The organism is Bradyrhizobium sp. ma5, from assembly GCF_042258955.1.
In the GTDB taxonomy this organism is placed as follows: Bacteria; Pseudomonadota; Alphaproteobacteria; order Rhizobiales; family Xanthobacteraceae; genus Bradyrhizobium.
In genome coordinates, this window is record NZ_CP170156.1 from 2,715,562 (window position 1) to 2,731,345 (window position 15,784).

Genomic DNA, 15,784 nt, shown 5'->3' on the forward strand with positions numbered 1-15,784 from the left:
TTTCGGAATAATAGAAGATATCGCTGAGTTGCCCGACGTGTCAAGTTGCTTGTCCGTGGGCCGGCGGCCGCCTGCTACTTTGCATGGGGTTGTTTTCGATATTTTGGTGGCGCACCTCGAATGCGAAAGCATCTGAGCCGGTCGAGGGGTCTCTATTCGCGGAGACAAACCCCTCATCCGGCGCGGATTGCATCCGCGCCACCTTCTCCCACAATGGAAGAAGGAAGCGGGATCTCAAGCGCGATTACCGCAGCGCCGCCAATAGCTCGTCGGGCTGCTCCACCATCATCATGTGGCCCGCACCTGGCAGCACCACGATGCGGGCATTCGGCGTCGCAGCGGCGAGCGCCTTGCCGGCCTTGGCGGGGGTCATCATGTCGCGCTCGCCGAGCACGAACGTTGCGGGCACCTTGACCGCGGCCGCAGCCGCGAGCGCGTTCTGATAGGCGTTGCAGGCGTTGAGGTCGTTGTAGAGCACGCCGGGCTTAGCCTCCTGCAGCACCCGCTGCGCGCCCTGGTGCATCCAGAGGCCGGGCGCGAGGCTGCCGCCGAGCTCGGCCTTGAAGCCGAGGCCCCAGATCGAGACCATGTCGATCGCGGCCACGTCATTGGCCTCGGCCGCCTTCAACAGATCGGGGCCGACCGTCATGGTCGCGGCGGTGCCGATCAGCGCGAGGCCGGAGACCTTGTCGGGATGCCGCGCCGAAGTCTCGATCGCGATCAGCGAGCCCATCGAATGGCCGATCAGCCGGGCCTTCGACGCGCCGGCGGCGGTGATCAGCGCCGCGACCCAGTCGGCCATCTCGGCGATGGTCGCGAGCGGCTTGCCGGCGGAGCGGCCGTGGCCGGGGAGGTCGGGCGCAAGAACGGAATAGCCGTGATGGGCGAACCAGCGGCTGTGCAGCGCCCAGGTCGAAGAGTCGAAGCCGGCGCCGTGGATCATCACCGCGGCCGGTAGCGAGGCATCGAACGGCTTGCCGCCGGTAGCGATGAAGGTGTCTGACCCGTTGACGGAAAGCTGCATGGCCTCAAGTCCTTTGCGAGGCGCGCAGCGCCTGGCCGAGATCGTCGATGATGTCCTGCGCGGTCTCGATGCCGACCGACAGCCGCACCAGCTCCTCGCCGATGCCGGCGGCTTTCAGCTGCTCGGCATCCATCTGCTGATGCGTGGTGCTGGCGGGGTGGATCACCAGCGTCTTGGCGTCGCCGACATTGGCGAGGTGGCTGATCAGCTTCAGCTGCTCGATGAACTTCTTGCCGGCGGCGCGGCCGCCCTTGATGCCGAAGCTGACGATCGAGCCGGCGCCGCGCGGCAACAGCTTCTTCGCCAGCGCGTAGTCCGGATGCGTCTCCAGCGACGGATGCAGCACCCAGTCGACCGCCTTGTTCGTGGTGAGGAAGTCCAGCACAGCATGGGTGTTGCTGACATGGCGGTCCATGCGGACGCCGAGCGTCTCGATGCCCTGCAAGAGTTGGAAGGCGTTGGTCGGCGACAGGCAGGCGCCGAAATCACGCAGGCCCTCGGTGCGGGCGCGCATGATGAAGGCGGCCTTGCCGAACTGCTCGTCGAAGACGATGCCGTGATAACCGGCATAGGGCTCGGTCAACTGCGGGAATTTGCCGGAGGCGCGCCAGTCGAACCGGCCGCCGTCGACGATGACCCCGCCGATCGCGATGCCGTGGCCGCCCATCCATTTGGTCGCCGAATTCATCGTGATGTCGGCGCCGAGCTCGATCGGCTGGCTCAGATAGGGCGTCGCGAAGGTGTTGTCGATCAACAGCGGAATCTTCGCATCATGCGCGATTTGTGCCACCGCCGGGATATCGAGCACTTCGAGGCCGGGATTGCCGATGGTCTCGCCGATCACGAGCCGCGTATTCGGCTTGATCGCGGCGCGAAACTCGTCGAGCGCACGGGGCTTCACGAAGGTCGTGGTGATGCCGAAGCGCGGCAGCGTGTGCGCCAAAATGTTGATCGTGCCGCCATAGAGCGAGGCGGAGGCGACGATATGGTCGCCGGCATTGAGCAGCGTCGCGATGGCGAGATGCATCGCGGCCATGCCGCTGGCGGTGCAGATCGCGCCGACGCCGCATTCGAGCGCCGCGATGCGTTCTTCCAGAACCGCAGTCGTCGGGTTCGAGATGCGGGTGTAGATGTGGCCGGCACGTTCCAGGTTGAACAGCGCCGCCGCATGATCGGCGTCCTGGAACACGTAGGACGTGGTCTGATAGATCGGCACCGCGCGCGCGCCGGTCGCGGGATCGGGGCGCTGGCCGGCGTGCAGGCTCAGGGTTTCGAAGGCAGGCGGCTTGGGTGCGGGCATGCGAAGCTCGTCAGGTCAGTCGATGGGAAATGGTTGGTCCGCGAATTTAAACGTGAACTGCGGTGCGAACGCGGCCGACATTGCCGAACACGCGCAGATAGCGCTCGACCTCGGACGGAATGCCGGTCGCCTTCTCCGGATTGTCGGAGAGTTTGACGGCCGGGCGTCCGTCGACCGACGTCACCTTGCACACGATCGAGATCGGATCGAGCTCGGCGGTGCCATCAGGCGCGCAGCCGACGAAATCGTTGGTGAGGTTGGTGCCCCAGCCGAAGCTGACGCGCACGCGTCCCTTGAAATGATGGAACGTCTCCTCGATCGAGCCGACATCCATCGCGTCGGAGAACACCAGCAGCTTCTCCTTGGGATCGCGGCCCTTCTGCTTCCACCACTTGATGATGTCTTCGCCGGCGGTGATCGGCGGGGCACTGTCGGGACGAAAGCCGGTCCAGTCGGCGACCCAATCCGGCGCATCGCGCAGGAACGGCTTGGTGCCGAACGCATCGGGCAGGGCGATCAGCAGGTTGCCGCCATAGGCGTGGCGCCATTGGTCGAGGATGCGATAGGGCGCCCAGCGCAGCTCCTGATCGTCGTTGGCGAGTGCGGCGGCTACCATCGGCAGCTCGTGCGCGTTGGTGCCGATCGCCTCGAGGTCGTTGTCCATCGCGAGCAGCACGTTCGACGTTCCGGTGAAGGACGGGCCGAGCCCTTCCTTCACCGCCTCGACGCACCAGCGCTGCCACAGGAAGCCGTGGCGGCGGCGCGTGCCGAAATCGGACAGCCGCAAGCCGTCCAGCTTGCGCAGCCGCTCGACCTTGGCCCACAGCTTGGCCTTGGCGCGGGCGTAGAGCACGTCGAGTGCGAAGCGGCCGTAGGTCTTGGTCGCGGCGCGCGAGCGCAGCTCGTTGAGGATCGCGAGCGCCGGGATCTCCCACATCGTGGTGTGGGTCCACGGCCCGTGGAAATGCAGCTCATACTGGCCGTCGACCTTATGCAGCTCGTATTCGGGCAGGCGGAAGGTCGAGAGCCAGTTGATGAAATCGGGCGAGAACATCTGGGTCTTGCCGTAGAACGTGTTGCCGGCGAGCCAGATCAGTTCCTTCTTGGAGAAGCGGATGGTGCGGGCGTGGTCGAGCTGGGCGCGCAACTCGCCCTCGTCGATGACCTCAGCAAGCCGGATATGGGTCGACCGGTTGATCACCGAAAAGGTCGTGCGCGTGTCCGGATAGCTTTCCCGGATCATCTGCTGCATCAACAGCTTGTAGAAATCGGTGTCCAGCAGGCTGCGCACGATCGGGTCGAGCCGCCAGCCGTGGTTGTAGGTCCGGGTCGCGATGTCTGTCACGGTCATGCGGGAACCTTAACCTGCCCCGCGCCGCCCGCCCAGTGGGTATCGGGCGGAACATGGCAGGTCAGCGCGCTATGGTCTGCCGTATACGGCCGACCGTGGCGGCGACATCGGTCCAGGCCGGCCTGCCCGGGGCAAATTGCTGCCGCAGGAAGGAGGCGAGCTCGGCGACCTGGCCGTCGCTCATGCTGTCCTTGAAGGCCGGCATGTAACCCAGATCGGTCACGGCCGGCTTGGCGATGCCGTGCAGGATCACCTGGATCAGATTGTCGGGGTTGTCGCTGTGCAAATTGCTGTTCAGCGCCAGCGACGGTCGGCTGCCGAACAGCGGCGGGCCGCCGACCTCGTGGCAGACGCCGCAGGCGCCCTGATAGATCCGTGCGCCGGTGGAGGCTGCGACGGCCGTGGCGGCCTCGAGCGCGGCGGCCACGGCTTCGTGCGCTGGCCGATCGGTGGCTTCGTTGAACGAGGCGAGGTAGACCGCCATCGCGCGGATGTCCTGGTCGGGCAGTGCGGCGAGCTCGTGCACTACCGGCGCCATCGGCCCGGCGGCAACGCCATGCAGACGGGACTCGCCGGTGCGCAAATAGGCGTACAGCTCGTCCTCGCTCCAGGGGATCGGCGCCTTCGACAGCGACGTCAGCGCCGGCGCCTCCCAGCCCTCGGCGAAGCCGCCGGCGAGATAGGCCGCTTGCCGTTCGGCGCCCAGCGCATTGCGCGGCGAGTGGCAGGCGCTGCAATGGCCGAGACCCTCGATCAGGTAGGCGCCGCGATTCCAGATCTCCGACCTCGACGGTTCGGGCTGGAATGGCCGCGGTTGATGGAACAGCGCATTCCATCCTGCGAGTAGCGGCCGCAGGTTGAACGGAAAGGCCAGCGCGTTCGCCGACGTCTCGGCGCGCACCGGCGCCTGCGCCATCAGATAGCCGTAGAGCGTTTGCAGGTCGGAATCGCTGGTCCTTGCAAAATGCGTGTAGGGAAACGCCGGATAGAGATGGCGCCCGTCGCGATGAATGCCCTCGCGCATCGCGCGCTCGAACGCGGGATAGGACCAGGCGCCAATGCCGGTGTCGACATCGGGCGTGATGTTGGTCGTGTAGATGGTGCCGAACGGCGTCTCGAGCGGTCGGCCGCCGGCGTTCGCGATGCCATGCTCCGACGTATGGCAGATGGCGCAGGCGCCGAGCGCCGCAAGTTCCTTGCCGCGCGCGATCGTCGCGGCGGAATAGACCGAGGCATCCGGCCGGGCGATCGGCGCAATCGCGCGCCAGGGCAGCACCGTCGCGCCGATCCCGATCACCGCGGCGCAGAGCGCCGCAATGCCGGCGAGCACCCCGCCGCGCTTTGCGAACGGATTCTGCCATCTGCTGAGGTCGGCCGGCGGCGCGGGTGGTGCAAGCGCCGCGGGCGCTGCGGGTTGCTCGCCGTGCAAGCCCTTCAAAATGCGTTCCGGCGTGAACGGCGGCTCGCGGAAGCGGACGCCGGTCGCATCATAGATCGCATTGGCGATCGCAGCCGCACTCGGCACCGATGCAGACTCGCCGACGCCGAGTGGCGGCTGGTCCTGCCGCGGCAGCATCAGGACGTCGATCTCAGGCAGGTCGGGGAATTTGATGATGGGGTAGGCGCCCCATTCCCGCGCCGTCACCGCGCCGCGCTCGAACGAGACTTCCTCCATCAGCGCGCGGCTGGTCGACTGGATGACGTTGCCTTCGATCTGGTGCCGCACGCCCTCCGGATTGATCATCAATCCCGAATCTTGGCCCGCCACGACGCGCGTCACGTTGACATCGCCGGTGGCCTTGTTGACGGCGACGTCGGCGATCCAGGCCGACCACGCCGCGCCGTAGCCGGGAAACTTGCTGTGCACGTAGAGCGCATAGGCAAAGCCGCGGCCGCGCACGATATCGCCCTCGGCCTCGGGCTCTTTCCGCACCGGGCGCGGCATCCAGCCGGCACGCTCGGCAACCGCGTTGACGAGATCGACCGCGCGCTTGTCCTTCAAATAGCGCAGCCGGTATTCGATCGGATCGACCTCGGCCTCGGCGGCAAGCTCGTCGATGTAGGATTCATGCGCGAACGTATTGGGCAGCGCCGAGACGCCGCGAAGCCAGGAAGCACGCACGATTGGCGGCATGTCGTTGGCGACGACGCGCATGTTTTCGTAGTCGTAGGGCGGGATCGCGGTGCGATCGCCCATCTCGAACACGGTGGCTTCAGGTGCGATCCGTCCGGTGAGCAATAGCGCCAACGTCGGCGCGCCGTTCGAGGGATAGCGCGTAACGAAGTCGTAGCCGGCGACGCTGCCATCGGCATTGAGTCCGCCATTGACGTCCATCAGCTGCGCGGTGCCCTTCGGCTCCCAGGCATGCTCCTGCTCGCGGGTGAGCTGCACGCGCACCGGGCGGCCGACCGCACGCGACAGCAGCAGTGCATCGGCGGAGACATCGTCGGCGCAGTTGCGCCCGTAGCAGCCGGCGGCTTCCATCCGGATCACGTCGATCTCGGATTCCGGTCGCTGGATCAACAGCGCCAGATCGCCGCGCAGGATGTGCGGGTTCTGGGTGCCGGACCACACCCGGATGGCTCCGTTGCCGAAATCGGCGACTGCGCAAGACGGGCCGATCGAGCCGTGCATCTGGTAGGGCCAGACGTAGGTTCGCTGCATCGGCTTGGCCGCCGCCTTGATCGCGGCATCGACGTCGCCCCTGTCGATCAGCTGGCGCGGCGTCGAGGGATTGGCGCGCAGTGCCTGCTCGATGTCGGAGAGGTCGGTCAGAACAGGTCCCGGCTTCCAGCTCACCTTGAGCTGCGCGGCGGCCTTGATCGCGTTCTCCTCGCGCTCGGCGACGACGCCCACGAAGTCGCCGATCCGCACCACCGCAACAAAGCCGGGAATATCGCGTACCGAAGCTTCATCGACCGCGATCAGGCTGGTGCCGACAAACGGTCCGGCATCGACGCCGGCATAGGGCGGGCGAACGACGCGGCCGTGCAGCATGCCGGGTACGCGCACGTCGTGGACGTAGACGAGTTCGCCGGTGGCCTTCGCCGGCAGGTCGACGCGCGGCACCGACTTGCCGACGACGGAATAGGCGCTCACTTCCTTGAGCGGAACGTCATCGGCGAGATCGAGCCGGATAGTCTCGTCCGCGATCAGCTCGCCATAGCTGACGCTGCGATTGTCGTGGCCGCGGACCAGGCCATCCTCGATCGTGAGGTCGCTGGCCCGCAATTCGAGCCGCTCCGCCGCGCGCGCGAGCAAAAAGTGCCGTGCTTGCGCGGCGGCCTTGCGCAGGGGAACGGCGGTGATCTGTATGGTCTCGCTCGCGATCGTCGCACCCTGGTTCGGCACCACGGCGGTGTCGCCGAGGATCACGACAACGCGGGCAAACGAGACGTCGAGCTCTTCGGCGACGATCTGCCCGAGCGCGGTGCGGATGCCGGTGCCGAGATCGACGTGGCCGTTATAGGCGTTGACCGAACCGTCTGATGTGATGGTGATGAAGGTCTCGAACGCGCCTTCCGCGCCGAGCACTGCGGGGCGAACGACGGACAGCGAGCCGCGCTTGTGTTGCTCCGAACCGGTCATCAATCGCGCGCCTCGAGCGCATGGCCGGCGGCGCGCATCGCCGCGCGGACGATTTCGATATGCGCACCGCAGCGGCAGAGATTGTAGCGCAGCGCTTCCAGCACCTCGTGCTCGGACGGATGGGGATTGCGCGCGAGCAAAGCCTTGGTGGTGATGATCATGCCGTTGAGGCAATAGCCGCATTGCGCGGCCTGTTCGCGAATGAAGGCATCCTGCACCGGATCGGGATGCTCGCGGCTGCCGAGCCCTTCGAGCGTGACGATGTTGCGCCCCACGCAGCCTTCGATCGGAATCACGCAGGCGCGCGCAGCGACGCCATCGATCAGCACCGCGCAGGCGCCGCATTCGCCGAGCCCGCAGCCGTATTTCGGTCCGTTCAATTGGAGATCGTTGCGCAATACGTAAAGCAATGCGGTGTCGGGAGCGGCGTCGACATCATAATTCCTGCCGTTCACGGTCAGGCGCATTGCCTTGGTTCTCCCCTTGATGTTTGCGCTGCAATGTCAGCGTCAAATCCGCCGATGAGGATAACGTTTGTATACAAACGTGCAAGCGGCGGCATGCCGCGCTGCAGCGAGTGCACGCTTTATGAACAGGGTGCGCAAGCGAATGGCAGCTTTTGATCGCAAAGCCCGCTTGACAGGTTTGAGACCTGCGCGCAGGATCATTCGTATACGAACGATATAGGCAGGGAGGCGGAAGCGCAGTATGATCGACCGCCGCCACAAGTCCAGGCTTGGTCACGATGGCTGACACAATGACCGTCGCCGCCGGCGACAAGATCCGCTGCGATGCCTGTCCGGTGATGTGCTACATCAAGCCGGGCGCGGCCGGGGCGTGCGACCGTTATGCCAATCACGACGGCACGCTGGTGCGCGTCGATCCGCATGTCGTGCTGGAGCGCACGGTCTCGCATGGCGGCAAGCTGGTGCCGTTCCAGGCGAGCGGCGACTGGGACGGCAAGATCGTCCGTCATCCCGAACTGTTCGTCACCGCGATCGGCGCCGGAACCACCTATCCGGACTACAAGCCGGCGCCCTTCATCGTGTCGTCGGAAGTCGACGGCGTCGACATGGTCACCGTTGTGACCGAGGGCATTTTCTCCTATTGCGGCGTCAAGCTGAAGATCGACACCGACCGCTATCTCGGGCCGGAGACCGCGATCGTCCGTGCCGAGGGCGAAGCGGTCGGCCATGTCACGACCAGCGAATACGGCTCGCAGATGCTCTCGCTCGGCGGCGTGCATCATCTGACCGGCGGCTCCAAGAAGGAAGGCCGCGTCACCTGCGACACGCTGATGGATCTGTCCAACTGCAAGGCTGTGGAGCTGACCATCGATGGCGGCGCGACCGTGGTGGTGCAGGCGGGCAAGCCGCCGATCGTCAACGGCATGGCGGAAGAGCGGATGCGGGTCGGCTGTGGCTCGGCGACCATCGGCATGTTCGCCAAGCAGTGGCACGGCAAGGTCGATGAAGTCGTGGTGGTCGACGACCACATCACCGGGGTGCTCAGCGAGCACCAGGCCGGCAAGCTGCTCGACATCGCCGACACCGGCATCAAGATGAAGGGGCGCCGCTCGACGCCGGGCCGCTACTTCCAGGTCGCTGATCCCGGCACCGGATGGGGCGGCACCAACATCTCCGATCCGCTGTCGATCCTCGGCCCCTTCAATGCCAAGGAAGCGCGGCCCGGGCTCACCATGCTGATGGTCTCGACCACCGGCGAGCATGCCTCCTACTACGTGCTCGACGAGGCGTTGAAGCCGATCGAGACAGAGATGCCGGCGGACCTCAAATTCTCGGTCGAGCGCATCCAGGAGAATTGCGAGCCGGCGCTGTGCACCGTGCTGTTCATGGGCGGCGCGGGCGGATCGCTGCGCGCCGGCGTTACCGACAATCCGGTGCGGCTGACCCGCTCGGTCAAGGACGCGTTGACGAGGGTGACCAGCGGCGGCGCGCCGGTCTATGTCTGGCCGGGCGGCGGCATCACCTTCATGGTCGATGTCACGCAGATGCCGGCCGGCGCCTTCGGCTACGTGCCGACGCCGGCCCTGGTGGCGCCGATCGAGTTCACGATGCGGCTGTCGGATTATGCGGCGCTTGGCGGCCATATGGATTTTGTCCGGCCGCTGTCGTCGCTGCGCGACAGCGCCGAGGTCCGGCCGATGCCTCATCTTCCAGGGCGGCGCGCATGAGGCGGCTTCCGCAAATCGCGCTTCTTCCTGACGGCAAGCGGCTGCATTTGCAGGACGGCCCCATTGATCTCATTGTTGAGGCCAAGGGCACGGACCGGGACGTCAGCGCCGCCTATCAGGCGGCGGCGGAACGCTTCACCGGCTTGCTCGACGAGCTCTGCGTCGAACTCGTCGAGCTGCGCAGTGCGGCCGATCCCGATCACTGTATGCTGAAGGGCGTGGTCGCGCGGCGTATGCATGCGGCGGTCGCGCAGTTTGCTGCCGATTGCTTCATCACACCGATGGCGGCGGTCGCAGGCTCGGTCGCCGAGGAAATTCTCGGCGCGATGCTGAGAGCAGCGGCGCTTGACCGCGCCTATGTCAACAATGGCGGCGATATTGCCTTACACCTCGGCGATGGCGAACAGTTTACCGTGGGCCTGATGGACCGGCCGGACCGCCATGGCGTGATGCGCACAATGACCGTGGATAGCGACATGCCGGCCCGCGGCATCGCCACCAGCGGCCGCCATGGCCGCAGCTTCTCGCTCGGCATTGCCGATGCCGTCACCGTGCTGGCGCGGACGGCCTCGCAGGCGGATGCCGCCGCGACCGTGATCGCCAATGCGGTCGATCTGCCCCACCATCCCGCGATCCTGCGCGTTCCGGCAAGCGAACTGCAACCGGACAGCGATCTCGGCGCGCGGCTGGTGACCCGCGATGTCGGAGCGCTCGCGGAACATGAGATCGAGCAGGCGCTTGAGGCAGGGGCGACGCGGGCGCGCATGCTCCTGACGTCGGGATTGATCGAGGGTGCGGCATTGCGTCTACTGGGGGAAACGCGGCTTGTCGGTGCAACTGGCAACGGGACGCCGGCGTCGCACGCGTTTCAGGCAACAACGACAGAATACATGCTGCAGGCATGACCGGGAGCGAGCCAAGATGAGCGCCGTCATTCGCAAGATCGTCACCGTGGTCGAGGAGACCCATCTGGAGATGGGCAAGACCATCGCGCCGCCGACCCGGCGTGCTGCCGCGATCGCGGTGATCGAAAATCCCTTTGCCGGCCGCTATGTCGAGGATCTGTCGCCGTTGATCGCGATCGGCGAGGAACTCGGCGAATTGCTTTCGAAGCGGGCGGTCGCCGCGCTCGGCATCGACGGCGCCAAGGCACACAGCTACGGCAAGGCCGCTGCCGTCGGCGAGAATGGCGAGCTCGAGCACGCGGCCGCGATCCTGCATCCGAAAATGGGTGCGCCGGTGCGCAAGGTGCTCTCCAAGGGTGCCGCGCTGATCCCGTCGTCGAAGAAGCGCTCGGGTCCCGGCACCACGCTGGACATTCCGCTCGGGCACAAGGACGCCGCCTTCGTGCGCAGCCATTTCGACGGCATGGAGGTGCAGATCAACGATGCACCGCGGGCCAACGAGATCATGGTCGCGGTGGCGGTGACCGACAGCGGACGACCGCTGCCGCGCGTCGGCGGGCTGACGGTCGACGAAGTCAAGGGCGAAGACGGATTGCGATAATCTCTTTGAAGAAAAACTGGAGGACGGGATGCGTGGTTATTTCGTAGGGGCGGGATTGGCGATCGCGGTCGCGACCATGGCAACGAGCGCCATGACGACACGGGCGTTGGCGCAGAGCGAAATCAAGATCGGCGAGATCAACTCTTACTCCTTGCTGCCGGCGTTCACCGAGCCCTATCGTAAGGGCTGGCAGCTCGCGGTGGAGGAAATCAACGCGGCCGGCGGAATCAACGGCAAGAAGCTCGTCGTCATTTCCAAGGATGATGGCGGCAAGCCGGCGGATGCGCAGACCGCGGCCAACGAACTGGTGTCGAGCGAGAACGTCGCGATGCTCACCGGCACGTTCCTCTCCAATATTGGCCTCGCTGTCAGCGATTTCGCCAATCAGAAGAAGGTGTTCTTTCTCGCTGCCGAGCCTTTGACGGATGCCATCACCTGGTCGAAGGGCAATCGCTATACTTTCCGCCTGCGTCCCTCCAACTACATGCAAGCGGCGATGCTGGTGGAGGAGGCGGCGAAGCTGCCCGCAAAACGCTGGGCGACGATTGCACCGAACTATGAATACGGCCAGTCCGCGGTCGCGGTGTTCAAGAAGCTGATGTCGGAGAAGCGGCCCGACATCCAGTGGGTCGACGAGCAGTGGCCGCCGCAGGGCAAGATCGACGCCGGCCCAGTGATACAGGCGGTTGCCGCGGCGAACCCCGAGGCGATCCTCAACGTCACCTTCGGTGCCGATCTCGTCAAGCTCGTGCGCGAAGGCAACACCCGCGGCCTGTTCAAGGGCCGCACGGTGGTGAGCTTCCTGACCGGCGAACCGGAATATCTCGATCCGCTGAAGGACGAGACGCCGGAGGGCTGGATCGTCACCGGCTATCCCTGGTATTCGATCAAGACGCCGGAGCACGACGCGTTTCTGAAGGCCTACCAGGCCAAGTACAACGACTATCCGCGGCTCGGCTCGATCGTCGGCTACCAGACCATCAAGGCGGCGGCGGCGATTCTCGCGAAAGCCGGCTCGAGCGATCCGGAGAAGCTGATTGCGGCGGCGGAGGGCATCTCGATGCCGTCGCCGTTCGGCGAGATCACCTTCCGCAAGATCGATCACCAGTCGACGTTAGGTGCCTTCACCGGCAAGACCGCGCTGAAGGACGGCAAGGGCATCATGGTGGACACAGCCTATCGCAAGGGCTCGGACTATCTGCCCAGCGATGCCGAAATCGAGAAGTTGCGGCCGAAGGATTGATTTCTCTTCTCCCTCGCCCCGCTCTTGCGGGGAGAGGGTCGGGGTGAGGGGCCGCCACCGCGAGCGAGCGCGTGGAGAGTCCCCCTCACCCGAAGCTCAAGCTCCGCTTGAGTTTCGACCTCTCCCCGCAAGCGGGGCGAGGTGAAGGAAAGTGACGCTTGTGTTCTCCAACGCGGACCGCCCATGGCCTTCTATATCGTCCAGTTCCTGACCGGTCTTGCCAGCGCGGCGTCGCTGTTCCTGGTCGCTTCGGGCCTGTCGATCATCTTCGGCGTGACGCGGATCGTCAATTTTGCGCATGGCGCGTTCTATATGCTCGGCGCCTACGTCGCCTTCACGCTGACCGAGCGCTTCTCGGGCGCATTCGGCTTCTGGGGCGGCATCGTCATCGCGGCGCTGGTGGTTGCCGCGATCGGCGTGCTGGTCGAGATGGTGCTGCTGCGCCGGATCTACCATTCGCCCGAGCTGTTCCAGCTGCTCGCCACCTTCGGTCTCACGCTGATGGTCGAGGACCTCGTGGTGCTGATCTGGGGGCCGGACGATCTGGTCGGCCGCCGCGCGCCCGGCTTCAAGGGGGCGATCGATTTCTTCGGCCAGAATATTCCGAGCTACGATCTGTTCCTGATCGTGCTCGGGCCTGTCGTGCTTGGTGTGCTCTGGCTGTTGTTCCAGCGCACCCGCTGGGGCGTGCTGGTGCGCGCGGCGACGCAGGATCGCGACATGGTTGCCGCACTCGGCGTGAATCAGAAATGGCTGTTCACCAGCGTGTTCGCGCTCGGTGTCTTCCTCGCCGCGCTCGGCGGCGCGCTGCAGATCCCGCGCGATGCGGTCAACCACGCGATGGATCTGCGCGTCATCGTCGAGGTCTTCGTCGTGGTTGTGATCGGCGGCCTCGGCAGCATCATCGGCGCCTTCGTCGCCGCGGTGCTGGTGTCGGAGCTCAACGCCTTCGGCATCCTGATCTTCCCGAAGATCTCCATCATCCTGGTGTTCCTGGTGATGGCGGTGGTGCTGATCGTCCGTCCGTGGGGCCTGTTCGGCAAGCCGGAGGCGCCGGTGCGGCGCACGCCGGGCCTCACGGTCAATCCATGGCGGCCGCTGACGATGAATGAACGGCTCGCCGCGATCGCCGCGCTGGTGGTCGCCGCCGCGCTGCCGTTCGTCGCCGGCAATTACGTGCTCACCGTCGGCTCGGAGATCGCGATCTTCGTGATCTTCGCGGTCAGCCTGCACTTCCTGATGTCGGTCGGCGGGCTCGCCTCGTTCGGCCATGCCGCCTATTTCGGCCTCGGCGCCTATGGCGTCGCGCTGCTCGCCAAAATGGCGGGCTTGCCGATGATCGCGTGCCTGCTGCTCGGCCCGCTGCTCGGGCTCATGGGCGCCGCCGTGTTCGGCTTCTTTGCGGTGCAGCTCTCGGGCGTCTATTTCGCGATGCTGACGCTGGCCTTTGCCCAGATTGTGTGGTCGATTGCATTCCAGTGGGTGTCGGTCACCGGCGGCGACAACGGCATTCTCGGCGTCTGGCCGGAAAAATGGGCGGCGAGCCCGTCGCATTTCTACTGGCTGTCGCTCGGCATCGCCGCGCTCGCGGTCGTGATCCTCCGCATCATCGTGTTCTCGCCGTTCGGCTTTGCGCTGCGCGCCACGCGCGACTCGCCGCTGCGCAGCGAAGCCGTCGGCATCAACGGCAAGCGCATCCAGTGGACCGCCTTCGTGATCGCGGGCACGGTCGCCGGCCTTGCCGGCGCACTGTTCGCCTACCTCAAGGGCAGCGTCTTCCCGGACAATATGGGCATCTCGCTGTCGGTCGATGCGTTGGTCATGGTGCTGCTCGGCGGCGTCGAGACGGTGTCGGGCGCGGTGGTCGGCGCCATCGTCTACAAGGCGCTCAACATCTGGCTGGTCAGCCAGACCGACCTCTCAAAACTCGTGCTCGGCGGCTTCGTCGTGCTGATCGTGGTCGCCTTCCCGAAGGGCATCGTCGGCACGCTGGAATCGCTCATGCATCGCCGGCGCAAATCGTCGTCGACAGCGTCGCCTTTGCTCACCTCCCGCATCGAGACTGCCGAATGAGCATGGTTCCCACATTGCTGTCGGTCGAGGGGCTGACCAAATCCTATGGCGGCGTGCACGCTGTGCGCGGCGTCTCGTTCGAGCTGCGCGCCGGCGAGATCCTTGCGCTGATCGGGCCGAACGGCGCGGGCAAGAGCACCTGCTTCGACATGCTCAACGGCCAGAACATTCCCGATAGCGGCCGCATCCGCGTGCTGGGCGCGGAGACCACCGGCAAGAAGCCGCGCGTGATCTGGCGCATGGGCGTCGGCCGCACCTTCCAGATCGCGGCGACGTTCCCGACCATGACGGTGCGCGAAAATGTCCAGGTCGCGCTGGTCTCGCACGGCGGGCAATTGTTCAACCTGTGGGCCTCGACCGCGCGGCAGGCGCGCGACGAGGCCGGGCGGCTGCTCGACCTGGTCGGCATGGGCGCCTATGCGGAGCGGCCCTGCGGCGAGCTCGCCTACGGCGACGTCAAACGGCTGGAGCTTGCGATCGCGCTCGCCAACCAGCCAAAATTGCTCCTGATGGACGAGCCGACCGCCGGCATGGCGCCGCGCGAGCGCGTCGAGCTGATGCGCTTGACGGCGCGGATCGCGCGCGAACAGTCGATCGGCGTTCTGTTCACCGAGCACGACATGGACGTGGTGTTCGAGCATGCCGACCGCATCCTGGTGCTCAACCGCGGCAGCCTGATCGCCGAAGGCTCGCCGGAAGAGGTGCGCGGCAACGCGCAGGTGCGCGCGATCTATCTCGGCGAAGGCCTGCTCTATGACGCCCGGCACCGCGAGGGAGCATCCGCATGAAGCTCACGGTGAAGGATCTCAACAGCTTCTACGGCCCGGCGCATATCCTGTTCGACATCGCGCTCGAGGTCGGCGAGGGCGAAGTGGTCGCATTGCTCGGCCGCAACGGCGCCGGCAAGTCGACCACGTTCCGCTCCATCGTCGGCCTGGTCGAGAACCGCTCCGGCCGCGTCATGTTCGAGGGCAGGGACGTCTCGGAGCTGCCGACGCATGCGATCGTGCGCGGCGGGCTCGGCTATGTGCCGGAGGAACGGCGCATCTTCACGGATCTGACGGTCGAAGAAAATCTCGAGGTCGGCCGCCAGCCCAGGCGGCCCAATGCGCCGCAATGGGATCGCGAAAAGCTGTTCAAGCTGTTCCCCAATCTCGGCGAGATGCGCGGCCGGCCCGGCGGGCGCATGAGCGGCGGCGAGCAGCAGATGCTGACGATCGCGCGCACGCTGATGGGCAATCCGTCGCTGGTGCTGCTCGACGAGCCGTCGGAGGGGCTGTCGCCCAAGATCGTCGAACAGATGGTCGATGCGATCCTGGCGATGAAGAAAGAGGGCGTCAGCATCGTCGTCTCCGAGCAGAATCTGCATTTCGCCCGGCTGATCTCGGATCGCGCCTACATCATCGAGCGCGGCCGGATCTGTTTTGGCGGCACCATGGCGGAACTCGATGCGCGTCCGGATATCCGCGACGCTCATCTGTCGCTGTAAAGGACGGGGTGGACA

12 protein-coding genes are annotated in these 15,784 nt (G+C 65.8%); 7 read left to right on the forward strand and 5 right to left on the reverse strand.

The genetic code is table 11. The annotated features are described in order from the left end of the window. Positions 1 to 244: 244 nt before the first annotated feature. The 5 genes from ACE103_RS12540 to ACE103_RS12560 form a co-directional block, all read right to left on the reverse strand. Positions 245 to 1,024 carry an alpha/beta fold hydrolase gene (locus ACE103_RS12540; protein ID WP_375779673.1) on the reverse strand — a complete coding sequence of 260 codons (780 nt, stop codon included), beginning with the start codon at positions 1,022 to 1,024 and terminating at the stop codon, positions 245 to 247. A 4-nt stretch (positions 1,025 to 1,028) separates the two neighbouring features. Continuing rightward, positions 1,029 to 2,324 (reverse strand): O-acetylhomoserine aminocarboxypropyltransferase, encoded by a 1,296-nt coding sequence (locus ACE103_RS12545; RefSeq protein ID WP_375779674.1) that lies wholly within the window; start codon positions 2,322 to 2,324, stop codon positions 1,029 to 1,031. A gap of 46 nt (positions 2,325 to 2,370) precedes the next feature. Continuing rightward, positions 2,371 to 3,675 (reverse strand): nicotinate phosphoribosyltransferase, encoded by a 1,305-nt coding sequence (gene pncB / locus ACE103_RS12550; protein WP_375779675.1) that lies wholly within the window; start codon positions 3,673 to 3,675, stop codon positions 2,371 to 2,373. Between the two features lie 61 nt (positions 3,676 to 3,736). Next, entirely contained in the window at positions 3,737 to 7,264 is a 3,528-nt protein-coding gene (locus ACE103_RS12555; RefSeq protein WP_375779676.1) for a molybdopterin cofactor-binding domain-containing protein, read from the reverse strand. Further along, positions 7,264 to 7,731 (reverse strand): (2Fe-2S)-binding protein, encoded by a 468-nt coding sequence (locus tag ACE103_RS12560; protein WP_375779677.1) that lies wholly within the window; start codon positions 7,729 to 7,731, stop codon positions 7,264 to 7,266. The genes ACE103_RS12555 and ACE103_RS12560 overlap by 1 nt, the downstream gene beginning before the upstream one ends. 278 nt (positions 7,732 to 8,009) lie before the next feature. Between ACE103_RS12560 and ACE103_RS12565 the strand changes: the two genes are divergently transcribed. The 7 genes from ACE103_RS12565 (at position 8,010) to ACE103_RS12595 (ending at position 15,769) form a co-directional block, all read left to right on the forward strand. Continuing rightward, positions 8,010 to 9,458 (forward strand): 6-hydroxynicotinate reductase, encoded by a 1,449-nt coding sequence (locus ACE103_RS12565; RefSeq protein ID WP_223968165.1) that lies wholly within the window; start codon positions 8,010 to 8,012, stop codon positions 9,456 to 9,458. Beyond that, on the forward strand, positions 9,455 to 10,363 hold the full coding sequence (locus ACE103_RS12570; protein WP_375779678.1) for a UPF0280 family protein: 909 nt from the start codon (positions 9,455 to 9,457) through the stop codon (positions 10,361 to 10,363). Before ACE103_RS12565 ends, ACE103_RS12570 begins: the two co-directional genes overlap by 4 nt. A gap of 16 nt (positions 10,364 to 10,379) precedes the next feature. Further along, positions 10,380 to 10,964 (forward strand): amino acid synthesis family protein, encoded by a 585-nt coding sequence (locus ACE103_RS12575; protein ID WP_029078203.1) that lies wholly within the window; start codon positions 10,380 to 10,382, stop codon positions 10,962 to 10,964. Between the two features lie 28 nt (positions 10,965 to 10,992). Then, entirely contained in the window at positions 10,993 to 12,207 is a 1,215-nt protein-coding gene (locus tag ACE103_RS12580; protein WP_223968162.1) for an ABC transporter substrate-binding protein, read from the forward strand. Positions 12,208 to 12,390: 183 nt separating this feature from the next. Next, positions 12,391 to 14,280 carry an ABC transporter permease gene (locus tag ACE103_RS12585; RefSeq protein WP_375779679.1) on the forward strand — a complete coding sequence of 630 codons (1,890 nt, stop codon included), beginning with the start codon at positions 12,391 to 12,393 and terminating at the stop codon, positions 14,278 to 14,280. Next, positions 14,277 to 15,068: an ABC transporter ATP-binding protein gene (locus ACE103_RS12590; protein ID WP_092124897.1), complete on the forward strand. Its 792-nt coding sequence runs from the start codon at positions 14,277 to 14,279 to the stop codon at positions 15,066 to 15,068. Before ACE103_RS12585 ends, ACE103_RS12590 begins: the two co-directional genes overlap by 4 nt. Continuing rightward, positions 15,065 to 15,769, forward strand: a complete 705-nt coding sequence (locus tag ACE103_RS12595; protein ID WP_375779680.1) for an ABC transporter ATP-binding protein — start codon at positions 15,065 to 15,067, stop codon at positions 15,767 to 15,769. The genes ACE103_RS12590 and ACE103_RS12595 overlap by 4 nt, the downstream gene beginning before the upstream one ends. Positions 15,770 to 15,784: the final 15 nt, after the last annotated feature.